Origin of the sequence: Bacillus sp. EB106-08-02-XG196 (assembly GCF_013396335.1) — a bacterium.
In the GTDB taxonomy this organism is placed as follows: Bacteria; Bacillota; Bacilli; order Bacillales; family Cytobacillaceae; genus Neobacillus.
The window spans coordinates 120,602-144,803 of record NZ_JABWSY010000001.1; the positions used below are offsets into that span (position 1 = coordinate 120,602).

Here is a 24,202-nt window from a genome sequence, read left to right on the forward strand (position 1 = left end):
TTTTATGTATGTCAAACTAATACCATCTAGATTTAATCTTAAAATTTCAAATAGATAAGAAAAAATTATACCTATCTAAAAAATAATTCTAATATTTCTCTATTAGCTTTTAGAATCTAAATGGTTACCCTGTGAATCAACAGGGATTGGCTCGCCTTCGGCCCAGGTATCATCATATTTGGTTCCAGCAACATTGTGCATTGTCATTTTTACATCTAACATTTCTAGTACTGGTTTTTGCCATTCTCTTTTCATTTAATCACCCCCTTTCAAAGTATTTTTTTACTAAACGAAATACGATGACGGCTCTTAATAATGTTCTATAGTCCGGATCGGACATACATTCTGGTCTTAGTCCCTTTTCACTTTTTGATAAGGCTGCCATTAATACCTCTCCATTAAAAAAATTCATTACATATGATTCATTAATAAGTTCTTTTACTTCTTCAATGAACATATTCCAATTTGGAATCATTCGATGAAGCCAATCGGCAGCCTGTATACCTCTAACCTGTTGATTTAACCTGATCTCGTCTGGTAATATACCTTCTGTTGATCTTCTAATGAGAGCCCGGTCTAACCCATTTTGAACAAATTGGTCTTCTGGCACTGAGAAGCAAAAACGCACCACACGAATATCATTTGTAGGATCGCGTTTCCATAATTTATGTCTCAATGACAGTTTGGCGTTTAATGTATTACCAGAGTTCCAAGTGGAAAGTTTATCAAATACGATCCTTCTTTGTTCATAGCTATTTTGAGAAACTAACCATCCAGAATTATCAATTCCAAATTCTCGCAACTTTGAATATACGTGGGTTCTCTCTGCGAACTCTGGGTTTATCAGCATCGGAAGTTCTAGTTCTCTATCCTTAACACCCATTTGATTAATAAATGGAAATCCATTTCTAATAATATAAGGGAGTAATCGATATCTGGCTCCTCCAGTTTTCATACTATATTTGTGTAATTCTTGAAGAAGTTGTATCCACTTAAACCTTTTTAATAGAATTGCATAATAATTTAGTGCCGAACCCCAAGAAATAGTCGAATTCCCTTTATCACCATTTAGAAGTATTCCAACACCTTTTTCGTGTGCCTTATCAAAAATTCCCCTTAACCAGAAAGAGTTTTCTGCAAATTTGTACGGCATTTCCATTACTTCAATAAAGTCATCGATTTCAGTATAAGAACTTCTCCCTTCAAAATCATAATAATGGTCAGATATCCCACCTACATATTCAACAGTTTTCTTAATATATGGTCGCTCGTCAGTAATAATTTTTTTATGAGTGAAATCGACGAAGTCTTTAGGCGGAAAATAACTGAAAGTATGTAACGTCTTATTTTCCTTTCTTAATTCTTTTGCTGCAAACCCTACGACAGCACCCGAATCTAACCCCCCACTTAATTGAGAACCAATTTCTCTAAATGTTCTTAACCTACAGTTAACAGCCTCCTGAAAAACCTCTTGAAATGCCTCAACATATTCTTCATTTGACCTTAATTTTAATTTTCCTTTTGGGGTAAAGGTACTATACTGATTCAGATGAATCTTTCCTCCGACAATTGAAATTGAATGAAATGGAGGTACCTGTTCAATATTTTTAAAAGGAGTCATACGAGCATCAACTGTATCAATCATCCCAGTAATCGCTAAAAATTCAGCTATATAATTTTCATTTAATTGCTTTTCAATATAAGACAAGGTTAACAAAGGTTCTATAGTTGTACAAAAGGTGAATCGTGAATGATTTTTGAAATAGTAAAGTGTCCTGTAACCGGAAGGATCTCTTGCACCAAAGACCTGTTGCTTTATCTCGTCCCATATCATAAAGGCAAAATCACCTATTAGATATTTCGGAGATTCCTCTCCCCATTTATGATAAGAAAGCAAGATGAGTTCACTATCCGTGATTTCTTTTCTTTTTCTTTTATCAACTTGTAATCTCTCATATAATTCATCCCGATTATCAATAATCGCATCAGCGGTAATAGCTAATTTCCTTTCATGATCATAGTAGGGAAGTTTTTCACCTATAGATTCAGGTGTGATCCATTGGGCATGGCATCCAAGAAACACTTTGTCGCTATGCCAGGTTTGAACATCATCGGCTGGAAATTTTTCTAAATCCTTCATCATTCTCCTGCCATGTTCGAGATTAATAGGTTCATCGTTAAAATGATATATACCAGCAATAGCGCTCATCTTTTCCTCCTGCCATTTCTACATCTACGTTTGATTTTAAAAGGATATAAACTTAGGATTTAATACAGAATTCAGTTCTTTAAAATGAACAACAACAGCATAGTTAATTAAAGGATTCTTAAAAGAAATCCATTACTTTGCAAACATATCATTAATGTTGATATAGTGAATAATAATAACATCGATATCTTTATTTTCACTTCCATCAGTTCTTAATAGAGAACATTTTTATATTCCTATCATAAATCTTCCCAATTTAAGAGTCAACTATTTTTTGAATAATAAATACGTTTTATTTAAGAGAATTTTTTGACAATATTTTAATGGTTTAAAGGAACAATGAAAAAGGAATTGACACACCCGAAAAACTGTAGTAAATTTTATAAATAATCTAAATATTTATGTTCTTATCAAGAGAGGTAGAGGGAATGGCCCTATGACGCCTCAGCAACCTTCAATGTCTTATTTCATTGAAAAGGTGCTAAGTCCTACGAGTTATTTGTTAACTTGTGAGATAAGGAGAATGACCTATGCGACCGTGCATCCAAAAGTCTTCTTCTTATAGAAGGCTTTTTTTGTTTTTATAAAGGAGGATAAGGGAAATGACGTATAAAATTGACACGAAGTTAGCTCAAATTGGAAATCGAAGTGATAAGGTGACAGGCACCGTAAATCCTCCTGTTTACTTTTCAACAGCTTACCGTCACGAGGGCATTGGACAATCAACAGGATATGATTACTCAAGGACAGGAAATCCTACTCGGCAGCTCCTTGAAAAGGCGATAGCTGACCTAGAAGGGGCAGATCAAGGATTTGCCTGCAGTTCGGGTATGGCAGCAATTTTTACGATTCTTTCCCTCTTTCAGTCTGGTGACGAGTGGATTGTCAGTGAGGATTTATATGGAGGAACGTATCGTTTATTAGAACAGGGATTTAAAAAATGGGGACTCCAGACTCAATATGTTAATACTTGCAGTCCAGAAGAAATTGAAAGCAGGATTACTCCACAAACCAAGGCGATTTTCCTTGAAACCCCGACCAATCCACTTATGCAGCAGTCTGATATCAGTGCTGTCTCAAAAATTGCAAAGAAACACGGAATTATTCTAATTGTGGATAATACCTTCTATACCCCCCTTCTCCAGCAGCCTATCGAGCTTGGAGCGGATATTGTTATTCATAGCGCTACAAAATACTTAGGCGGTCATAATGATGTCCTTGCTGGTCTTATTGTTGCTAAGGGGAAAGAAATTTGTGAGGCGCTGGCGTTTCATCATAACGGAGCGGGTGGCGTACTTAGCCCTTTTGATTCCTGGCTGGTGATGCGCGGAATGAAAACTTTATCTCTTCGTATGCAGCGGCATGAAAGCAATGCGAAATCAATAGTGGAATACCTTTCTGCGCATGAAGGCGTAACAGATGTCCTTTACCCAGGAAGAGGTGGAATGGTTTCCTTCCGCTTACAGGATGAGTCCTGTATTAACCCATTCCTGCAAGAGCTTTCACTGATTACGTTTGCAGAAAGCCTTGGCGGGACAGAAAGCTTTATTACCTACCCTGCCACGCAAACCCATGCTGATATTCCAGAAGAAATTCGAATTCAGTCAGGTGTTTGTAATCGACTATTAAGATTCTCTGTAGGACTAGAAGATCCAACTGATATCATTCAAGATCTTGAACAGGCATTAGCTAAATTAAAAGAAGGAGTGATGGGATAATGAGTTCGGAAGAATATCGTTTTGAAACAAAGCTCCTTCATAATCAGCATAAAGTCGATCCAAACACAGGAGCAGTAAGTGTGCCCATCCAGCATGCTTCAACCTTCCATCAGTTTGATATCGAAAGTTTCGGGAAATACGATTACGCTAGAAGTGCAAACCCCACAAGAGAAGCACTTGAGGATGTAATCGCTGAATTAGAGGGTGGAACAAGAGGCTTTGCTTTTTCGTCGGGAATGGCAGCTATTTCTACAGCCTTCCTCCTCCTTTCTTCCGGGGATCATATCGTTATTACGGAGGATGTGTATGGCGGCACATATCGGATGGTCACGGAGGTACTGACTCGTTTCGGAGTACAACATACATTTGTTGATATGACAGACCTTCATCAAGTAAGGGCGGCAATAAAGCCTAACACCAAAGCATTCTATGTTGAAACACCGTCTAACCCTACATTAAAGGTTACGAATATTAAAGCAATTAGTGATTTGGCTAAAGAAATTAACGCCATTACTTATGTAGATAACACTTTTTTGACTCCCGAGTACCAAAGACCTTTAGAGCTTGGAGCGGATGTAGTTCTTCATAGCGCAACTAAGTTTTTATCCGGTCATAGTGATGTGGTAGCAGGTCTCGCAGTTGTTAAAGATGAAGCGTTAGGAAAGAGACTGTACTCCTTACAGAATTCCTTTGGTGCTGTACTTGGGGTACAAGATGCATGGCTTGTACTTAGGGGATTAAAAACCCTTCATGTCAGACTAGAACAATCTCAAAAATCTGCTCTGAAAATTGCTGAGTTCCTAGAGGAACATCCTCTTATTGAAAAAGTATATTACCCAGCTCTTAAAAATCATCCGCAGCATGAATTGCAACAACACCAAGCAGCCGGAGCTGGCGCTGTATTATCATTCGAACTCCATAATGAAGAAGCTCTTAGGACCTTTGTCTCAAATGTAAAATTACCTGTATTTGCAGTGAGTCTTGGCGCGGTAGAATCAATTCTATCCTACCCTGCTAAAATGTCACATGCAGCAATGCCTCAAGCAGAGAGAGAAAAGCGTGGAATCAAAAATAGTCTCCTCCGCCTTTCTGTTGGTTTAGAGAATCCAGATGATTTAATAAAGGATTTTTCACAGGCCCTTCAAGTGGTAAATGAACAACAACTGACTGTAAAAAGAGGCCGATAATATGAGTCTATTAGAAAAATTAGAGAAGCAAATACTAATTGCTGATGGTGCCATGGGTACTCTCCTCTACTCTTTTGGAAAGGATAGTTGTCTTGAAGAACTAAACCTATCACATTCAGAAAAGATACAGGAAATCCATAAAGCCTATATTGATGCTGGTGCTGACGTGATTCAAACAAACACGTATGCAGCCAATTACTTAAAATTACAAAGATACGGTCTTGAGGATTCTGTTAAAGAAATCAATGCTGCCGCTGTCGAAAATGCCAAAAAGGCTGCCCAAAAGAATGCATATGTTCTAGGAACGATTGGCGGCAATCGCGGGATTAAGAGCAATACCGTTACCATTGAAGAATTAAGAAGAAGTTTCCGTGAACAATTATATTGCTTATTGTTAGAAGGGGTCGATGGGCTGTTATTAGAAACGTTTTATGACCTGGAGGAACTTCGTACTGTTCTCTCAATTGCAAGGAAAGAGACGAATCTGCCTATCATCGCTCAGGTCTCCCTTCAGGAACCAGGTATCTTACAAGACCGAACGCCCATTAATGAGGCGCTTACGAGTCTTGAAAACCTTGGTGCGGATGTAATTGGCTTAAATTGCCGGCTTGGTCCACATCATATGCTTAAAAGCTTAGAACAGATTGAACTTCCTGCACATGCATTTCTATCAGTCTATCCAAATGCAAGTCTGCCAGCTTATACGGACGGGAAATTTCACTATGAAGGCGATGCCGATTATTTTAGGAAATCCGCCAAAGCTTTCCGAAATGAAGGTGTTCGTTTACTAGGAGGCTGCTGTGGAACAACACCTGAGCATATCCGGGCATTCGCATTAGAATTGAAAAATAGTGAACCGGTTACGGAAAAGGTCGTAAAATTTAAACAAAGGGTTGTCGTTGAAAGTAATGCTCCAAAACGAGATTTCCAGCCACTAGAGGAATTAGTCAAGGAAAAGCCATCGGTAATCGTAGAATTAGATCCTCCTAGAAAACTAGATACAACCAAATTCTTTGAAGGGGCTAAGGCATTAAAAGACGCAGGTATTGATGCCATTACTCTTGCAGATAATTCGCTCGCACAGGTCCGGATATCGAATGAATCACTTGGTTATCTTGTAAAAAAAGAACTAGGAATGCGACCGCTTATCCATATTTCCTGTAGAGATAGAAACATTATCGGCCTCCAATCTCATTTAATGGGACTCCATACACTTGGAATGAATGATGTATTGGCGATTACAGGTGATCCTGCGAGAGTTGGCGACTTCCCTGGCGCATCGTCCGTCTATGATGTTTCTTCATTTGAGTTAATACAAATGATTAAACAATTGAACGAAGGCTTATCCTTTTCGGGAAAAGACCTAGGGCAAAAAACAGCTTTTAGCATTGCCGGTGCCTTTAATCCAAATGTTCGTTCAGTAGAAAAGGCCGTAAAACGCCTGGAGAAAAAGATTGAATATGGCGCAGATTATTTCATTTCACAACCTGTCTTCTCTGAGGAAAAATTGATTGAAGTATATGAGCATACCAAAGACCTTAAAGCACCTATTTATATTGGGCTGATGCCTCTAACAGGCAGCAGAAACGCGGAGTTCCTTCATAATGAAGTACCAGGAATTAAAATCTCCCAATCTATTCGTGACAGGATGTCGGCATTAAATGATCAACCGCTTCTAGCAGCACGTGAAGGAATTGAAATAACGAAATCGTTAATTGACACAGCACTAGATTTATTCAATGGGATTTATTTAATCACACCATTTTTACGGTATGAACTAACAACAGAATTAGCCATCTATGCCAAACAGCGTGCAAGTCAAGTAAGGGGGAACAACTATGTTGAAAGCTCCATTAAGTGAACAACTACAAAAACGGATTCTTGTAATGGACGGTGCCATGGGTACCATGATCCAAGAGGCAAATTTATCAGCAGAGGACTTTGGTGGCGAGCAATATGAGGGCTGTAATGAATATCTGAATGTTACAGCACCTGAGACAATCGCGAAAATTCATCGTGAATACTTGGAGGCTGGTGCTGATATCATTGAAACGAACAGCTTCGGCGCTACAAGCATTGTTCTTGATGACTACAATCTAGGCTTTAAGGCTTATGAATTAAATAAAATTGCCGGTCAAATTGCCAAAAAGGAAGTTGAGAAAATTTCAACAGCTGAGTGGCCGCGGTATGTTGCCGGTTCAATGGGACCGACAACAAAAACGCTAAGCGTCACAGGTGGAACAACCTTTGAAGCACTTGCTACTTCTTATGAGGAGCAGGCAATTGGGCTGATTGACGGTGGTGTTGACCTCCTGCTGCTTGAAACAAGTCAGGATATGCTGAATGTAAAAGCTGGCTTTATTGGAATAAAAAATGCATTTGATAAAACAGGCAAGGTTCTTCCCTTAATCGTTTCCGGTACGATTGAGCCGATGGGTACAACCCTGGCAGGACAGTCCATCGAATCCTTTTATATTTCGTTGGAACATATGAAACCTGTGGCAGTGGGATTAAATTGTGCGACAGGTCCGGAATTTATGCAGGAGCATGTCCGTTCCCTTTCCAATCTTGCTACATCAGCGATTATTTGTTATCCAAATGCTGGGCTGCCTGATGAAGAAGGACATTATCACGAAACACCTGAAACGTTAGCAAAGAAGCTTGCTGACTTTGCAGCCCATGGCTGGTTAAATATTGTTGGCGGCTGCTGTGGTACTACACCAAATCATATCCGTGCCATTTCAGAAGAGATGAAAAAGTATTCACCGCGGGAGGCACAGTCCTCTGATTTCCATATGGTATCAGGGATTGAACCATTCGTTTACGATGATCCGACACTGCGCCCGATAATGGTCGGAGAACGTACGAATGTCATTGGTTCTCGTAAATTTAAACGACTCATCATTGAAGGTAAGATTGAAGAAGCAGCGGAAATTGCTCGTGCCCAGGTTAAAGGCGGTGCACATGTCATAGATATTTGTCTTGCTGACCCCGATCGTGATGAGGCAATTGACATGGAGACTTTCATTCCAGAAGTAGTGAAGAAAATAAAAGTTCCGCTTGTTATTGATTCCACAGATGAAAAAGTAATCGAACAAGCACTCAAGTATTCACAAGGAAAAGCGATTATTAATTCCATTAATCTTGAGGATGGCGAGGAAAGATTTGAGGCAGTTGTTCCATTAATCCATAAATACGGTGCTGCTGTCGTCGTTGGTACGATTGATGAAAAAGGTATGGGTGTTACAGCTGAAAAGAAATTGGAAATAGCCAAGCGATCTCATGACATTCTCGTCAATAAGTATGGTTTAAAGCCCCAGGATCTAATATTTGACCCACTTGTTTTTCCTGTTGGTACAGGTGATGAACAGTATATTGGATCTGCAAAAGCAACGGTGGAAGGTATTAAGCTAATTAAAGAACATCTACCTAAGACACAAACCATTCTTGGGATTAGCAATGTATCCTTTGGTCTTCCGCCTGTTGGCAGAGAAATATTAAACTCGGTGTTTTTATACCACTGTACATTAGCAGGGCTTGACTATGCGATTGTAAATACTGAGAAACTAGAGAGGTTCGCTTCCATCTCAAAGGAAGAAGTCACATTAGCAGAAGCCCTTTTATTTAACACGACAGATGAAACCTTAGCTACCTTTACTGAATTTTATCGAGGCAAGAAGAAAGAGACAAAGAGTACCGTACCAAATATGAGTTTGGAAGAACGACTCTCTTACTACGTGATCGAAGGTACGAAGGAAGGTCTTTTGCCTGATTTGGCTTTAGCAATTGAAAAGTACCCTGCTCCGCTTGATATCATTAATGGACCATTAATGGAGGGCATGAAAGAAGTAGGAAGATTGTTTAACGACAATCAGCTGATTGTTGCCGAAGTTCTCCAAAGTGCTGAAGTTATGAAGGCATCTGTCTCTTATTTAGAACCTTATATGGAAAAGGGTGATGTTTCTTCTTCCAAAGGAAAAGTCATCTTAGCAACTGTAAAAGGCGATGTACATGATATTGGGAAAAACTTAGTTGACATTATTCTTAGTAACAACGGATATGATGTTCATGATTTAGGGATTAAAGTATCACCTACAGAATTGGTTCAAGTGATTCAAAAAGAAAAACCGGACATCGTTGGATTATCTGGCTTGCTGGTGAAATCTGCACAGCAAATGGTGTTAACAGCACAGGATATGAAAGAAGCTGGAATTTCAACTCCAATCATGGTAGGAGGAGCTGCCCTTTCTAGAAAGTTCACCGATACCAAAATTGCAAAAGAGTATGATGGACTTGTTCTTTATGCCAAGGATGCTATGACTGGATTATCACTCGCAAATCAGCTTCAATCGCCAGAAGAGCACGAAAAACTGATTGCTGAAAAAAGGGAAAAACTAGCCGCGATTGAACTTCCGCGCGATTTTCCTATTCGTTCAGCTGTATCCACCGCAGTTAAAACAAGACCATCTGTTTCGACTGAAGTACCGGTTTTTACACCGATGGATACTAAGAAACATATCTTAAAAACTTATTCACTATCCCATATTGAGCCTTATATTAATATGCAAATGTTAATTGGACACCACCTAGGGGTAAAAGGAAAAATTGCAAATTTACTTGCTGAAAAGAATGAAAAAGCTGTAAAAGTAAAAGAAGTAGTTGATGGATTATTAGCAGATGCTAAACAAGGTAATTGGATTTTACCAGCTGCTGTCTATCAATTCTTCCCTGCTCAGTCTGATGGGAATAAGATATTTATTTATGATCCAGAAGAGCCTAATACTGTTATTGAAACATTTGATTTTCCCCGTCAGGAATCTGCACCTCATTTATGTTTAGCAGACTTTGTAAAGTCTGTAGACAGCGGAGCGAAAGATTATGTTGGTTTCTTTACGGTAACTGCGGGAAGAGGAATCCGTGAAAAGGCAGACCAGTTAAAGGCTGAAGGCCGTTTCCTTGAGAGTCATGCCCTACAAGCTTTAGCACTTGAATCAGCAGAAGGCTTTGCAGAGTTGATTCATCGTCAAATGCGCGACCGCTGGGGTTTCCCAGACCCGCTAACGTTCACCATGCAGGATCGATTTACAGCTAAATATCAGGGGCAGCGCTTCTCATTTGGTTATCCAGCATGCCCGGAATTAGAGGATCAGAAGAAACTATTTGCATTAATTCATCCAGAGGAAATTGGGATTGAATTAACGGAAGGCTGCATGATGGAGCCAGAAGCATCCGTATCAGCCATGGTATTTGCCCATCCAGAGGCGAGATACTTTAATGTTTTAAGATAGATAAAGTCCGCGGATTGATTCCGCGGTTTTTTTTAACTTTTGTGATTTACTCGCAATGACTTTGAAACCATTTTATTCCATCTGGCGATATCCTTGAGGGGGTCGCACACTGTACGTTTTAAATTGCTTGTTGAAGGTGCTTAAAGTCTGGAATCCGCTTGCATAGGCAAGGTCTATCATACTCATGTTTGTCGAACGAAGGAAGTCCATTTCGCTTTGTAAGCGCAGCTGTTTAAGAAATTATTGGGACTAAGTCCAGTCAACCTGCGGAACTCATTAAAAAACATTGTTCCCCCCATTTCTGCCTGCCAGGACAATGTCTCAATTTTTATCGGCTTCTGGTAATTTTCAAGCAAGTACTCCACAATTTCAACAATTTCAGATGATGGTATGTCCAAATAATCTTCAGATTGAGATTCTTTAGTAAACTGATTCACTTGCAGCAAAATATTAATTAAATGTATATTTTACTGGTCACCCAAAGATTTTCTTTTTTCAACACAATGGAGCCTTTCTATATAGAAAGACTCTAATTTTTTGTGGTTATCTATATAAATACCTATGGGAGTAAACAAGATATTTGTTATGTTTTTCTAGGAGATTAGAACCTACCTTAAGAAATAAAGAAAAAGTGAAGATAAATTTTTTACAATGACGATATAAATAAAAGATCGTCGTACCTGTTTTTTGGACTAGGTCTTAAAATTGAGAATAAAGGTTTTATAAAGTGAATATTGAAAGATAGTCAGTTGAAAGACCATTGGACATGAAACCTGTCCCACTGTCCATTGTCAATCAATAGTGAGAATATTTTTAAGTTTTTAGAAGAAAAATTTACATGTACGGGGGAGGTAAAAATGCTTGAATGAATACAGCCTTTATAAAAGTGAATTACTGCATGATAAATACTATCCAAAGGTTATATCGTATTATTTTAAACAATGGAAGGGTTTTGAAATGCCGTATCATTCTCATAATGAAATCGAGATTATGTATGTGATTGAGGGAAAATGTGTTGTCGAAACCGCTACCGAAACAGTACCCATGAAAAAAGGAGATTTAATTTTACTCGATTCAAACATTGCGCATCGTTTGGTTGTAGATAATGAAAATCCTTGTAGAATGTTAAATTTAGAGTTTTTTTTTACAAACAAAGAGAATGTGGGATTTTCACCATCTTTCAAAGAAATTGTCAGAACGAATGGTATGCTGTCTCAGTTCCTTTCAAAAGCTTATCCTTATATTGTGTTAAAAGATTCAAGTGATATTTACCATATACTAAAAAGTCTTGTACTTGAGTTAGACGAGAGAAGTTTAGAGAATAAGTTGATGATTCAACTCCTATTTTCTCAACTATTTATTAAAATTGGCAGATTAGCGATTGAATATGAAAATCAGAATTCTTATCAAGTAAATTTATATATCAAACAAATCCTATCTTTCCTTCACCAGAATTATGACTGTGAAATTCAGGTGAAGGATATTGCAAATGTCGTTAATCTACACCCTGTTTACCTACATCGTATTTTCAAGGCAGAAATGGGATATACGGTGATGGAATATTTAACTTCATTGCGAATCAAAAAAGCTAAAATGCTGCTTGCTCACACAGAAATACCCATCATTGAGATATCTGAATACGTTGGTATAAACAGCCGTCAGTACTTTAGTACACTCTTTAAAAAGCACACTGGTAAGACTCCCGGTGATCATCGAAATACGCTTAACAAATAATTTCAGTCAAGAAAAGATTGTAGACGTTAGTATTTTATACATCGATAGATTGAGAAGGTTAGAATATTGTTAACGCTTTCTTATATTGCTTGGTAAGATAAAGAAGATATGACAGATAAGCTTCTCCATGCATTTGAAAATCACCCGGAATTTAGTAAAACGGAAAAGGTTCGCATTGATATGCTAAGACGTTTTGGCTATTACAGCACTGAATCAAATGGTCATTTAAGTGAATATGTGCCTTGGTACCGAAAACGTCCAGAAGAAATTAACGATTGGATTGATCTTGGAAGCTGGATAAATGGTGAGACCGGGGGATATTTAAGAGTTTGTACGGAAGGCAGAAATTGGTTTGAGACGGATTTTCCGAACTGGATGAAAGAACCTGTTCGTGAATATAAAGAGGAAAATCGTGGTGAGGAACACGCATCCTATATTCTTGAAGCCCTAGAAACTGGAAGAGTATACCGAGGACACTTTAATGTCGTTAATAATGGGATTATTTCAAATCTACCAGATTACTTGATTATCGAGGCGCCTGGATATGTTGATCGAAATGGTATTAGTATGCCACATGTAGGAGAGCTGCCACTGGGCTGTGCGGCAGTTTGTAATGCTAGTATCACAGTTCAACACCTTGCAGTGGAAGCTGCAATTCATGGAGATGATTATCTATTACGTCAAGCCATGATGATGGATCCATTAGTAGGAGCAGTGTGTAATCCGAAAGAAATTTGGCAGCTTGTAGATGAGATGCTAGTGGCGCAGGAACAATGGTTACCACAATATCAGGATGCAATCGTAAATGCTAAAAAGCGATGAGAATCCGGAAAATCAATTCAAGCTAAGCACAATAAAGGTGCAGCGCGGCTCAAAGTCAAAACAGTAGAAGAAATGGCTAAAAACCGAGAAGCAGCAAATAAGAATGCTGGTGAATCTGACAAAGCGAAGGAACGCCCTTCTGCAGTGAAATAAATGGAATAAAACGGGGATGCTGGACGTTACTTTTAAAGGATTTAAGTATTAAACAATTATGAAATAAGGGGGATGGGAAACGATGATTCAAAAAAAGGATGTAGAATTTTACAAAGAAGAAGGTTATTTATTAGTTAAAGGCGTGTTTAATATGCAAGAAGTCGAAGCTATGCGAAGTGGTATAGACAATATCATTCGACGAGCAGCTGAAGCAAAAAGGGATGAGAATGCCGCATGGGATGGTGATTATTTGCCAAAGGAACAAATAAGAAGACTCGTATTGAAGGGATTTCATAACGTTCATTATCATGACTCTGTCTTCTTAAATGCCCTATTTCATGTAAATATGGTCTCTGTATTAAAAAAATTAATAGGGCCAAATGTACAACTTCATCATTCAAAAATGCTTGTGAAGCCACCTGAAAAAGGTGCTGCATTTCCGATGCATCAAGATTACCCTTACTTTCCTCATGAAAAACACAGCATGTTGGCCGCAAGTGTACATTTAGACGAAAGTAATGAAGAAAACGGCTGTCTGCGTGTCATCCCTAAGTCACACAAACAAGGTGTCCTTTCGCATGTTGGGCGACACTACTTAAATCACAAAGAATATCCTATTTCTAGTGGAACACCTTGTCCAGCTGAACCTGGAGATGTATTATTTTTCAATTATTTAACGATTCACGGTTCTGATGTAAACAAGAGTGGACGAAATCGCAGAAATGTTTTATTTCAATATCGTGATGCATCGGATTTCCCTATAGAAGATACACATTTTGATTGGGGAATGGGATTAATGGTTAGTGGTGAAAATCCTCATTTTGATAAGGTGACACCAAAGTATACGATTGGTTAATTTCCAAATATTATAGGAACATTTGAATACAATAATGTCTCTTATCGGATTTGTTGCTTCTAATCAAGAATCGAGCAATTTGGTTTTATTTTCAAGAGATGAGAATACATGAAAATTAACTCTTATACAATCTGATATAACGATGCCACATCCAGTTTGTGTTAAGTTTTTAGGATAATAGACAGTTTTTACAATACTTCAACCTTACAATACATCTATTTGAACAATATAAAATATGGGTATCTAATTTAAGATACCCATTTTTGTTTTATATGGTCCAGTAACGCAGGCCGATAACGGCATCTTAACAAAGCTTAGGCCTGATAGACGATTCGCCCTTTTACCATTGTCCACAGGACCTCGAAACGATCGTTCATTAGAACTAAGTCAGCATCTGCACCGGATTTAATCCGGCCTTTTTTCTCTAATCCCAGTATATCTGCGGGTGACTGCGTCGCCATCTTAACTGCGTCCTTTAAAGAAATTCCCAATTTAACTGTTTTTGCCAATGCTTCATTCATTGTCACCGTACTTGATGCAAGGGTACCGTCGTCTAACATAGCAACTCCATCCATTACGCGAACTTCATGACCCCCGAATAAGTATGTTCCATCCCCCATTCCCATAGCTTGAAGGGCATCTGTAATTAACACCATTCTATCTGGACCCTTTTCCCTGTATAAGAGCCTTACAATGGCTGGATGAAGATGGACATCATCCACGATTGCTTGAACACTAACACTGCTTTCTTCAAAAGCTGCTAAAATCAAACCCGGGTCACGGTGATGAATTGGCCGCATCCCATTAAAACAATGAGTAACATGGCTGGCACCACACTTAAATGCTTGTTTCGCATCATCATAAGTGGCATCAGAATGGGCAATAGCAGCAATGATCCCTTGTTCCTTTAAAAAAGAAATCATCTCAAGACCGCCTGGCAATTCAGGCGCCAGCGTCACCATGCGGAGCAATGGACCAGTTTTCTGCATGATGGTTTTCATTTCTTCCAAATCAGGATGCCTTAAATACCGCTCATTTTGCATACCTTTTCGTTTTACATTTAGATAAGGACCTTCTATATGAATGCCAATGATTTGAGCCCCAGGTTCGCTGCCAGCCAGCTCTTTTACATTGGTAATCATTTCAAGAAGATCTTCTAAGGAGGAAGAAACTGAGGTGGCTAAGAAGGAGGTGCATCCTGTCTTTGCGCAAGCTTTAGAAACTGCTTCCACACTTCCAACAGTACCGTCCATCATGTCAAAACCTTCTGCTCCATGAATATGTACATCAATCATTCCTGGAATTAGAATCTGGCCGTTTCCATTGATTTCATAATCAGCGGAAAAGTCAGAACACCTATTGCCAGTATGAACCGATTCAATTTGCCCATTCCGAATAAGTATGCTTCCAAGTATTGGTTCTTCATCGAAGATTACACGAACATTACGAATTAAAATAGAATTCATGATTTTGATAGCCCCTTATTTTTAATAGTTTTGAAACATTCCTATTTAATATATTTTCAATGTTTCCCGCTAAACTTAGTTCGCCTATTGAACAAACCAAGTTTCTACGAAATTTGATATGCCATCTGGCGATACTCTTTAGGGGATCGCCCCGTATACCTTTTAAATTGTTTATTGAAGGTACTTAAGGACTGAAATCCGCTTGCATAGGCAAGGTCAATGATACTCTTGTTCGTCGAACGAAGGAGGTCCATTGCGCTTTGTAGGCGCAGGAAGTTAAGAAATTCATTTGGACTAAGTCCAGTCAACCTGCGGAACTCATTAAAAAACATTGTTCTCCCCATTTTTGCCTGCCAGGATAATGTTTCAATATTTATAGGCTTCTGATAATTTTCAAGCATGTACCCCACAATTTCAACAATTCCAGAAGATGGTAATTCCAAATTATCTGCAGATTGAGATTCTTTAGCAAACTGATTTACTTGCAGTAAAATATTGATTAAATGCATATATTGACGGGTCACCCAAAGATCTTCTTCCTTTTCTTGATCTTCCATCGCAAATACAGCCACCTGCCTTATTGCTCTTGCGAAAATCGTGTTAGACGGGATAATGGGCTGTATTCCTTGTGCAGTATAGAAAGGCTTAAGAAGCTGAATTCCATCAGGGATTTTACCTACAGCAGACGGTGTGAACAGGAGGAGAATACATTCGAACGGTTGATCAGGCTGAGCAAAACTCCAGTGCGGCTCGAATGGACGGCATAAAAACACATCTCCCGGCTTCCCGAGGTAGGTGTGTTCGTTAAACCTATATTCTAATTCATTATTAATAACTACCCCTATTTCTAAACAATCATGGACATGCAAATCATGCTCCTCATGTGACCCCCATACACGGCAAAACGCAAACGATCGCTGTAAACGTAAGTGTTCTACATACATTTTTCACAACTCCTAAACAATCTTTTCTTTGAACAAAATGATAAGTTTTCCGCTTAATTGGAGGAGAACTTAATTTTTTGGATATGGTAGAGTAAAACCATTAATATTCTACAGAGGTGAATAAATTTGAGAATTTATATAATTGGCGCGGGCGTAATTGGCCGGACACACGCGGAAGCGGCAAAAAAACTTTCCGAACAGATTCAATTGAGAGCTGCTGATACAAATCCTGCTGCACTAGAAGCATTTTGCAGCCAATTTCCTGAGACAATTGGCTTTACAAGTGTGGAAGAAATGCTGAACTCCGAGACTGCACAAAACGATGATATTGTAATTATCTGTACACCGCCGACGGCACATTTTGATCCCTCAAGACTTTCAATTGAGTCTGGCCGCCATGTTCTTTGTGAGAAACCTCTAGCGATGAATGGTTCTCAAGCTCAAGAAATGGTCCAGCTTGCAGAAAAGCATAACCGATTATTAGGATGCTGCAGTGTACGTTTTAAAGGCATGCCTCACATGGAGGCAGTAAAGAAAGTAATCAAGTCCGGATCTCTAGGTGAAATCTATCATGTTACGTTTGTTAACAAATGGGAACGAAGCCGATCAGGAATCGAATATCAGCCTGCAAGCCGCTGGTTTTTAGATTCAACACTAAGCGGCGGAGGCGTGTTAATGGATTGGGGACCTTACGACTTTGCCACATTGAATGACATACTCAATCCAACCTCCATTGAGATAAATACTGCATGGACAGCGAAGCCCCATACTGAAATTGATCCCATGGATACACCCTTCGATGTTGAAACTCATGTCGGCGCCTTCATGACTTTCAGCAGTGGTAACCATCCAATTCACGTCCATTACGAGCGTGCTTCATGTGCACACGGAGAAAGTTATGTAAGGGCGGAAATCGAGGGTACACTTGGTTCACTTAGGTGGACACCATTTGATTCTAGGCAGCCTGTCTTCCTTCGTTACGATAAGCACGGGCAACTTGTAGAGGAACAGGTAGAAACAGGACCGCGAAGTGAGTACACGATTTTCGACAATCCACTCCTTCACTTTTATCGAAAAGTGAAAGGCATTGAATCACATGCTAACGTTAATCAACAAGCACTGAATAATTTTCTCTGCCTTACATCCATATATACAACTGCAGAAACCGAACAAAAACAACTGATAGAAATGGTGCAGAAAGGAGTAACACTTTGAACATCAAAGGATTTTCATCAAATATGTACGGCTGGACAGAACGCTGGAAAATGGATGGCAAAAAACCACATTGGGAAGAATTATTCCGCGCTTGTGCAGAAGCAGGTCTTGATGCTGTCGAGATTGATGCTGATACTGAAAAACTAAAATTGGCACGTTCCTTTGGACTGGCCGTATCAGCCTCCTATGTCGGTCTCCCTTTACATATACCATTCAACAATCTGGATGTGGAGAAAACGGTGTTACCTTTTGCTGAACGCTTGGCTGTAACAGAAGGCTCCGACTTACTCATAAATGCTGATCCAATCAGCTGGAAAAATGTAGTTCCTAAGGCAGAGGATCATTTCAAGCAGCAGGGCGAGAACTTATCTCGTATTTCCGAACTTGTTGCCCCAATGGGTTTAGAAGTTTGTCTGCATAATCATGCCGCTGACAATCACAATGCTAAAGGAGATCTAAGATCGGTCATCCAATATGCAGATCAAAGTGTAGGACTGTGTGTAGATTCCGGCTGGGCCCATGTATCTGGCTGCAATCCCATTGAGTGGGTTAATGCCTATACTGAACGGGTCTATGCCTTTCATTTACGTAATCAATATGGGAATGTGCCATCTGAAGACTTACTAGAAGGAGATATTGATATCGCCTCCCTGCTCGATTCCGCAGGAGCCGCTCAGTATAACGGCTGGCTGGCACTCGAACTATGGCATCCCCGAAGCACTCAACCTGTCCGAACCATGACGGAGGATGTGGAGCGTTCACTCGACTTTTTAAGGCGTATTCTATCACAATCATAAAATTAGCCGCAAATAGTTTAAAATTCTTCATGATAGAGGCGGAAACCGATCGATTCGGTTTCACGCCTTTTTGTATGAATTAAATAAGAGCTTCGACAAACGGCGGCTTAAGCAACGTTCGCCTAAACATAGTTTAACCCTTCAGGGAATGGAAGCGGTATAGGAAAAATCTCGTTTAAATAACTGCCAAGAGTTGGATTTCCTTGAAGGATTAATTTTTCTAAAGAAGCGTTGTCTAAGATCATTGACTTTTGATTGAAAATTAGTTTTTTGCTGCTTTTATCAACCTCTACTATTTTGACTTTTCCACTAAAGAAAGGCTCTGCTTGTTTTAACAACAAATCCAGGTTAGTAATTTTAACCGTCCCTGGGTATGATGCATTTGTTTTTTCTAAAGAGTTTAGTAGTTTGTTAAGCTCTTTTTCGTACAAAGGAATTGAACATTTCAGAGATTTTATTCCATTCTGGAAGGTTTCTGCTAAAATGGTTTGGATAGCTTGCGGTTCCCCTCCCCATTCAATGACTTGTGCTGGCTGATCACAAGAACCTAATGAAGAATTGGGAACCCCCAAAACTACAAATCCCTTTATGTCATTTTCAGATTGGGCAACTAATATCTTGTGTTCCATTTTTAGAATACTAGCAAATCCTGCTGCTTTATATAGGACTGAAAAATCATAAATACTTTGTTCAACATAAACAGGACGAGCCTGAAGTAATTTTCGCAAATAAAACCAATCAAACGGGGATAATTCCCTAACTAAGTAGCCTTCATTACCTAGTAAATCTCCCTTATTTATTTCGTATTTAAATAATTTACCATAGTAGGAACAGCCAGCTTTTAAGTACATGGGTAAACTTCCTGATACAAATAAAATGGAAGCGTCAGCCCTCTGAACATGAGTAAAAATCCTACCTAAGAGCATGCTGGCAAAGCCTTTTTTACGATGGCCTGGATGAGTACAGACAGCACCGATTGAATAGGCTTTAATCTCTGCATCACCTAGATGGATGATAGAAGGAACTAAGCCAATATATGAAACCAATTCATTATTTATAAATGCTCCATATGATTGATTTAGTTCAGGTGAAAACACCTGGGGGAAGGCTGCCCCCATCGAAATATGCCCCTCGTCCCGGAACACTTTGTCGGCTAATTTTATTGCTTGTTTGTACTCGGTTTCCGATTTTAGTAATCTTAATTCTACCATCTTGTTCTCCATTCAATTATTTAGTAATGTTATATTTTTCTGCCTTACGAATCCTCATTACTTATGGAACTCTGGTCTTGGTTTTGTTTTATTACTAGGGACTAGCCCATCTATTGTTGGCCACCCATTCTTCCATTTAATTGGATCAATCATTAGGGGGCGTCTTGTTGCTCCATTTGGTAAAAGTGGATTATCTTTTTCTACTGCATGATAAACCATCCAATCTGTACCTTTATCATCTTTTATTATCGCGTTATGACCTGGACCTGAATATAATTTGCTTCCCTTATCATTTGGGAAATTCCCCATTACAACCAAGGTTCCTCCCCCTTGTATTAGATCTTTCCCGTCTTTATCAATATATGGTCCGGTTATACTCTTAGAGCGACCAACCGCTACATTGTAACCACTTTTTGCTCCTTCACAGCATGACCCTCTTGAACCAAAATAATAGTAATATTCACCACGTTTGATCAAGTACGAAGCTTCAAAAGCATTCCCAGCAATATGGAATGGATCCCCTATCGTACTTAATCGATCCTTTGAAAGTTTAATTCCAAAAATCCCATGAAAGCTTCCCCAAAATAGATAAGCTGTATCGTCATTATCTACAAAGATCATTGGATCTATTGAATTTCCTATACCAATCGATTTACTATCAAATAATTTCCCCAGGTCTTTATAAGGACCCCCTGGTACATCCGAAACAGCAACTCCAATTCCCGGATTCACATCTCCCCATATTGAAATTGAATAATACAAATAATACTTTTTATTAAAATAACTAATATCAGGGGCCCACAGTGATCCATCACTTTTCCATTCAGGCTTTTTGTCAAAGGCTTGCCCTACATATTTCCAATCCACTAAATTTTTTGAACGGACAATTGGAATCAAACGAGCACCTACTTGATCTCCCCAGTCATCTTCAGTTCCAAAGGCATAAAAATATCCATCTTTTGCTTTTAATTGAGGGGTCTGCTAGTACCGGTTCAAAAACAGGGTTTTTGTATGACAATGCTGGTTCTTCCTTTGATGTAGAACAACTACTTAATAACATTACTAAGCTGATGACTATAGTCGTCAATATTTTTTTCATTCTGCTGTTCTTCCTCTCAATCTCAGACTACTTTCGGAGAATCGTTAAACTAAATTAGCTGTCCTTATAATCTTTGCTGGCAGTTTGTTGAATTGAATCATCTGTTGACACAAGTTTGTTACCATTTCAAGATTTTCTTTGTTAATATCCATAAAATGAAATTCTGTATCTTGGAATTCTTTTACTGCTAGAATATCCATCATCAATCTTCGAGTGAATCCAATACTCCCAGCGCCCATCATTGCAATCTTCAAAATAGATTGATTGCCTCCAATATTTTGTTCTAGATAAACAACACCATAAAAAGTATTTTATGGTGTTATCTATGGAATTTATTGTTTAGAACCATATTTTAAATGTCTTAATTTCATAAGGTGAAACGGAGAATGAAAGATTCTTATTCTGATAATCAGCTTCCTTTTCTGCTTCTTCAATCAAGTTACATTCGACCGCTTTTTTAATTGGTTTTGCAAAGGAGACATTTATTTTATTTTTGTATTGTTTATATTCGTAGAAACGTATAAGAATTGCATCGCCGTCTTCAGCTTTTTTCACCGTTTCAAGCAGAACGTTGTCTTGGCCAATCTCGGCAAATTGATAGGAGGCTGGCAAATGCCCATCAAGGTTAGCTGGCAGTTCATTTGCAAATAATGGAACATTCAAATGATAGGCTTCTTTTACAATATTTCCTTCACGCCAATCCCCTTTATGTGGAATTAGGCTGTACGTAAATTCATGGTTGCCACGGTCGGCTGTTTCATCAGGTTCAATGGAAGACTTGATTAATGTTAATCGGATCACATTGTCTTTTACATCGTGGCCGTATTTACAATCATTAAGTAAGCTGACTCCGAAGTTACCTTCAGAAAGGTCAACCCATTTATGTCCCACTACTTCAAAGCGCGCCTGGTCCCAACTCGTATTCCAATGAGTCGGACGCTCCATATTACCAAACTGAATATCGAAGGTTGCTTTTGTTGAACGAACATCAACTGGGAATGCTGCCTTTACTAATGTTTGTTTCTCCTGCCAATTGGCTTTAGTAATAAAGTCAATTCTTGGTGAATGTTTATAAACCGTTATATATTGTGTAATTGTAGAATCATAGAACTCCCAAGTTAATTTAAGACTGCCGCGAATCGGACCTACCTCATGCACCTCTACCGCTGTTAAATGGTCGATCTCACGCATCTTTTCTTGATAATATAGGTCAACATCCCAGGCATCAAAGTTCATTGGTTTATCCTCAAACGTCTGAAGGACATTTCCCCTTGCCCCTTCGGCAATAACTTCTCGTTCTAATACTTTATCAAATAATGAAATAATCTGGCCTTTTTCATTAAAAGTAATTTGGTAGTAATCATTCTCCATATATTCCTTCGTTACAATAAGACTGGACCCCGAAGCTGATTGTTCAGCGAGTTTAAACGTTTTATATCCTAGTGCTGGTACATTTTTAGCTTGAACCAGTACCTTTTGGCTATCCTCGGCTTGAATGACCTGAGCTGGCAGGGTGTTTCCTTCTTCATCCACAATGGTTGTTGTTTCTGTGAAAATTGAAGAAACAGGTAATTCGATCAAACCATCCCGTTCAAAAGATAGAGAATTGTAGACTATAATAGCATCCTCATGAGTTTGAATGTTTTGTTCAATAGAGCCTTTTGCTTCTTTAAGAACATTTTCTCCTATACTCTGCACGGCTTGGTAATCTCTGCGCGCATCTTCATTTACCTGACGAATAGAGGAGCCTGGTAAAATGTCATGAAATTGATTTAGGAGTAATAGTTCCCAGCCTTCATTTAAAGCAGCATGTGGATAATTTTCCTTGCCGCTGAAATGGTCAGCAAGTGCACTTAACCATTCCGCATTATGATAGGTAAATTCTGCTTTACGGTTTGCTTTTTTTAAGGATGCCTGAGAGGTATAAGTACCCCGGTGATACTCTAAATACAATTCTCCATCCCAAACCGGTAATGATTGATCTTTCACCGTGTCTTGTAAACGTGCAAAATAGGCTTCGGCCTTGTCCATTTGAACTTTTGGCAGACCTGGCAGATTTTTCATGGCACGCGCGGTTTCAATCATTTCTTTTGTCGGCCCGCCGCCGCCATCACCCCATCCAAAGGCTAGTAACAGTTCATCATTTACTTCCTTTTGCTGGTAGGCATCCCAAATTCCTTTTACACTTCGAGGTTCCAGCATTCCATTATACGTATAGGCTCTTGCTCCCTCCTCAGGGGTGGTTATAAAATGGGTAAAGATTTCCGTGCCATCAATACCGCGCCAATTAAACGTATCGAATGGGAACCGATTATATTGATTCCAACTAATTTTGGTTGTCATAAAAGTGTCAATTCCACTTTTTTTCATAATCTGAGGCAGGGCCCATGAATATCCAAATACATCTGGTAGCCAAACAACCCTCGTATCAACACCAAACTCATCCTTCATAAACCTTTTTCCAAACTGAATTTGACGAATCAATGACTCTCCATTCGGGAGATTGGTGTCTGGCTCAATCCACATTCCGCCTGTGATTTCCCACTCACCAGAAGCAATTTTTTGTTTAACTTCTGCAAAGATTTCAGGATAATCCTCTTTTAAATATTTGTATAATTGGGGCGATGTATGGATGTATCGGTATTCAGGATATTGACGCATGAGATGCAGGACAGTTGAAAAGGTCCTGGAGGCTTTTTCTCTTGAATGAACCAAGCGCCATAACCATGCCATGTCAATATGAGAATGACCAAGTGCTGTAACCAATGGCTTTAATTCCTCTATTTCACTTAATTGCTCCACCTCTGTTTTCAGAAACTCATAGGCATCTTGAATAGATTGATAGAAGAAAGCTGAACCCGGCTTTATAAAATCTACTTTTAAGATTGACTCATTTACTAGCTGCAGCATTTTCGTTCTTCTAAATTCATTTTCATCTAGGACCTTCACTGTATTTATGAGTGTATGAGCAAGATAAAAATACTTTTCTGTTGGAACATCAACACATGCAAGCCTGGCCTTTTTAAATCTTCGACGATCAGGAGGATTCAACACCCCGCTCCATGCTTTTAGGGAAATTTGAATCTCACCTTTTTCAAGAGGCTCTGGCGGAAGCCATGCTTCCTCATGCCAGACATCAATTCCCTGTAATGGGACGCCATTTACATATAACAAAGATTCGGCCGTTGATCCTCCGCCATCTCGAGGGCCAACCAAAAAATGAAGAACCAAGCATTCTTTTTTCCAGTCCTTAGGGACAGTGATCGTGGTCCTAAACCAAGCAGATTTATCATACCCGCCCCAAAAATCGCCTACCTGGAAGTTTGTCCAGTTCTGATCATCAAAGTCAGTTTTGTACGCATCCTTATCTTCATCACCAAATTCCCACTCTTTATAGCGAAAAACAGGGATATCTAACGTTTCTTTATAAATATAATTCTTCAATTCTGTTAAAAATTTCTCAATCTTTTCAACTGTAAAATACAACATTAACACTCCTTGAT

At 39.0% G+C, this 24,202-nt stretch carries 17 protein-coding genes, 3 pseudogenes and 1 riboswitch; of the genes and pseudogenes, 10 read left to right on the forward strand and 10 right to left on the reverse strand.

Annotated features, from left to right (window positions below):
• Positions 1–102: 102 nt before the first annotated feature.
• On the reverse strand, positions 103–255 hold the full coding sequence (locus MLOOGBEN_RS00570; protein ID WP_179156320.1) for a paeninodin family lasso peptide: 153 nt from the start codon (positions 253–255) through the stop codon (positions 103–105).
• A gap of 4 nt (positions 256–259) precedes the next feature.
• On the reverse strand, positions 260–2,209 hold the full coding sequence (locus tag MLOOGBEN_RS00575) for a lasso peptide isopeptide bond-forming cyclase (protein ID WP_179156321.1): 1,950 nt from the start codon (positions 2,207–2,209) through the stop codon (positions 260–262).
• Positions 2,210–2,613: 404 nt separating this feature from the next.
• Positions 2,614–2,730, forward strand: a riboswitch (SAM riboswitch).
• 81 nt (positions 2,731–2,811) lie between these two features.
• Between MLOOGBEN_RS00575 and MLOOGBEN_RS00580 the strand changes: the two genes are divergently transcribed.
• From MLOOGBEN_RS00580 to metH, 4 genes are read left to right on the forward strand one after another with little or no spacing between them, the layout of a single operon-like run.
• Complete coding sequence (locus MLOOGBEN_RS00580; RefSeq protein ID WP_179156322.1) at positions 2,812–3,927, forward strand: methionine biosynthesis PLP-dependent protein; 1,116 nt, start codon at positions 2,812–2,814, stop codon at positions 3,925–3,927.
• Positions 3,927–5,114 (forward strand): cystathionine beta-lyase, encoded by a 1,188-nt coding sequence (metC, locus tag MLOOGBEN_RS00585; RefSeq protein ID WP_179156323.1) that lies wholly within the window; start codon positions 3,927–3,929, stop codon positions 5,112–5,114. The genes MLOOGBEN_RS00580 and metC overlap by 1 nt, the downstream gene beginning before the upstream one ends.
• A gap of 1 nt (position 5,115) precedes the next feature.
• Positions 5,116–6,975, forward strand: coding sequence for a bifunctional homocysteine S-methyltransferase/methylenetetrahydrofolate reductase (locus MLOOGBEN_RS00590; protein ID WP_179156324.1), 1,860 nt, complete (start codon positions 5,116–5,118; stop codon positions 6,973–6,975).
• The gene (gene metH / locus MLOOGBEN_RS00595; protein ID WP_179156325.1) at positions 6,953–10,402 is read left to right on the forward strand and encodes a methionine synthase; all 3,450 of its coding nucleotides are present in this window, start codon (positions 6,953–6,955) and stop codon (positions 10,400–10,402) included. Before MLOOGBEN_RS00590 ends, metH begins: the two co-directional genes overlap by 23 nt.
• A 72-nt stretch (positions 10,403–10,474) precedes the next feature.
• Here the strand turns inward: metH and MLOOGBEN_RS29655 are convergent, their stop codons facing one another.
• Both MLOOGBEN_RS29655 and MLOOGBEN_RS28870 read right to left on the reverse strand, forming a co-directional pair.
• Positions 10,475–10,612, reverse strand: coding sequence for a hypothetical protein (locus tag MLOOGBEN_RS29655; protein WP_179156326.1), 138 nt, complete (start codon positions 10,610–10,612; stop codon positions 10,475–10,477).
• Positions 10,585–10,848 (reverse strand): hypothetical protein, encoded by a 264-nt coding sequence (locus tag MLOOGBEN_RS28870; RefSeq protein ID WP_218780981.1) that lies wholly within the window; start codon positions 10,846–10,848, stop codon positions 10,585–10,587. Before MLOOGBEN_RS28870 ends, MLOOGBEN_RS29655 begins: the two co-directional genes overlap by 28 nt.
• 415 nt (positions 10,849–11,263) lie before the next feature.
• On the opposite strand from MLOOGBEN_RS28870, the gene MLOOGBEN_RS00605 reads away from it, so the two are divergent.
• The 4 genes and pseudogenes from MLOOGBEN_RS00605 to MLOOGBEN_RS00620 form a co-directional block, all read left to right on the forward strand.
• Entirely contained in the window at positions 11,264–12,136 is an 873-nt protein-coding gene (locus tag MLOOGBEN_RS00605; protein WP_256988778.1) for an AraC family transcriptional regulator, read from the forward strand.
• A gap of 102 nt (positions 12,137–12,238) precedes the next feature.
• Positions 12,239–13,111, forward strand: a pseudogene (locus MLOOGBEN_RS00610) (family 4 glycosyl hydrolase); the annotation flags it as partial.
• Between the two features lie 82 nt (positions 13,112–13,193).
• A complete protein-coding gene (locus MLOOGBEN_RS00615) occupies positions 13,194–13,967 on the forward strand; it encodes a phytanoyl-CoA dioxygenase family protein (RefSeq protein ID WP_179156327.1) in 774 nt (257 codons plus the stop codon).
• A 52-nt stretch (positions 13,968–14,019) separates the two neighbouring features.
• Positions 14,020–14,145: pseudogene (locus MLOOGBEN_RS00620) on the forward strand (beta-propeller fold lactonase family protein); the annotation flags it as partial.
• A 136-nt stretch (positions 14,146–14,281) separates the two neighbouring features.
• Here the strand turns inward: MLOOGBEN_RS00620 and nagA are convergent.
• Both nagA and MLOOGBEN_RS00630 read right to left on the reverse strand, forming a co-directional pair.
• On the reverse strand, positions 14,282–15,433 hold the full coding sequence (nagA, locus tag MLOOGBEN_RS00625) for an N-acetylglucosamine-6-phosphate deacetylase (RefSeq protein ID WP_179156328.1): 1,152 nt from the start codon (positions 15,431–15,433) through the stop codon (positions 14,282–14,284).
• Between the two features lie 104 nt (positions 15,434–15,537).
• On the reverse strand, positions 15,538–16,377 hold the full coding sequence (locus MLOOGBEN_RS00630) for an AraC family transcriptional regulator (protein WP_179156329.1): 840 nt from the start codon (positions 16,375–16,377) through the stop codon (positions 15,538–15,540).
• Between the two features lie 126 nt (positions 16,378–16,503).
• Here MLOOGBEN_RS00630 and MLOOGBEN_RS00635 point away from each other — a divergent pair, with 126 nt between their 5' ends.
• Complete coding sequence (locus MLOOGBEN_RS00635; RefSeq protein WP_179156330.1) at positions 16,504–17,592, forward strand: Gfo/Idh/MocA family protein; 1,089 nt, start codon at positions 16,504–16,506, stop codon at positions 17,590–17,592.
• Positions 17,593–17,615: 23 nt separating this feature from the next.
• The gene (locus MLOOGBEN_RS00640) at positions 17,616–18,389 is read left to right on the forward strand and encodes a sugar phosphate isomerase/epimerase family protein (protein WP_179156331.1); all 774 of its coding nucleotides are present in this window, start codon (positions 17,616–17,618) and stop codon (positions 18,387–18,389) included.
• A 122-nt stretch (positions 18,390–18,511) separates the two neighbouring features.
• Here MLOOGBEN_RS00640 and MLOOGBEN_RS00645 read toward each other — a convergent pair whose 3' ends face one another.
• From MLOOGBEN_RS00645 to MLOOGBEN_RS00660, 4 genes and pseudogenes are all read right to left on the reverse strand, one after another.
• Positions 18,512–19,612: a GNAT family N-acetyltransferase gene (locus MLOOGBEN_RS00645; protein WP_218780982.1), complete on the reverse strand. Its 1,101-nt coding sequence runs from the start codon at positions 19,610–19,612 to the stop codon at positions 18,512–18,514.
• Positions 19,613–19,657: 45 nt separating this feature from the next.
• A pseudogene (locus MLOOGBEN_RS00650) lies at positions 19,658–20,506 on the reverse strand (family 43 glycosylhydrolase); the annotation flags it as partial.
• 237 nt (positions 20,507–20,743) lie between these two features.
• Positions 20,744–20,953 carry a family 4 glycosyl hydrolase gene (locus MLOOGBEN_RS00655; RefSeq protein WP_256988779.1) on the reverse strand — a complete coding sequence of 70 codons (210 nt, stop codon included), beginning with the start codon at positions 20,951–20,953 and terminating at the stop codon, positions 20,744–20,746.
• Between the two features lie 85 nt (positions 20,954–21,038).
• Positions 21,039–24,185: an alpha-mannosidase gene (locus MLOOGBEN_RS00660; RefSeq protein ID WP_218780983.1), complete on the reverse strand. Its 3,147-nt coding sequence runs from the start codon at positions 24,183–24,185 to the stop codon at positions 21,039–21,041.
• Positions 24,186–24,202 lie beyond the last annotated feature (17 nt).

Excerpts from the sequence above, each read along its gene's own strand:
- MLOOGBEN_RS00570 (WP_179156320.1), bottom strand. The coding sequence starts at position 255 with ATGAAAAGAGAATGGCAAAAACCAGTACTAGAAATGTTAGATGTAAAA.
- MLOOGBEN_RS00575 (WP_179156321.1), bottom strand. The coding sequence starts at position 2,209 with ATGAGCGCTATTGCTGGTATATATCATTTTAACGATGAACCTATTAAT.
- MLOOGBEN_RS00580 (WP_179156322.1), top strand. The coding sequence starts at position 2,812 with ATGACGTATAAAATTGACACGAAGTTAGCTCAAATTGGAAATCGAAGT.
- metC (WP_179156323.1), top strand. The coding sequence starts at position 3,927 with ATGAGTTCGGAAGAATATCGTTTTGAAACAAAGCTCCTTCATAATCAG.
- MLOOGBEN_RS00590 (WP_179156324.1), top strand. The coding sequence starts at position 5,116 with ATGAGTCTATTAGAAAAATTAGAGAAGCAAATACTAATTGCTGATGGT.
- metH (WP_179156325.1), top strand. The coding sequence starts at position 6,953 with ATGTTGAAAGCTCCATTAAGTGAACAACTACAAAAACGGATTCTTGTA.
- MLOOGBEN_RS29655 (WP_179156326.1), bottom strand. The coding sequence starts at position 10,612 with ATGGACTTCCTTCGTTCGACAAACATGAGTATGATAGACCTTGCCTAT.
- MLOOGBEN_RS00615 (WP_179156327.1), top strand. The coding sequence starts at position 13,194 with ATGATTCAAAAAAAGGATGTAGAATTTTACAAAGAAGAAGGTTATTTA.
- nagA (WP_179156328.1), bottom strand. The coding sequence starts at position 15,433 with ATGAATTCTATTTTAATTCGTAATGTTCGTGTAATCTTCGATGAAGAA.
- MLOOGBEN_RS00630 (WP_179156329.1), bottom strand. The coding sequence starts at position 16,377 with ATGTATGTAGAACACTTACGTTTACAGCGATCGTTTGCGTTTTGCCGT.
- MLOOGBEN_RS00640 (WP_179156331.1), top strand. The coding sequence starts at position 17,616 with ATGTACGGCTGGACAGAACGCTGGAAAATGGATGGCAAAAAACCACAT.
- MLOOGBEN_RS00645 (WP_218780982.1), bottom strand. The coding sequence starts at position 19,612 with ATGGAGAACAAGATGGTAGAATTAAGATTACTAAAATCGGAAACCGAG.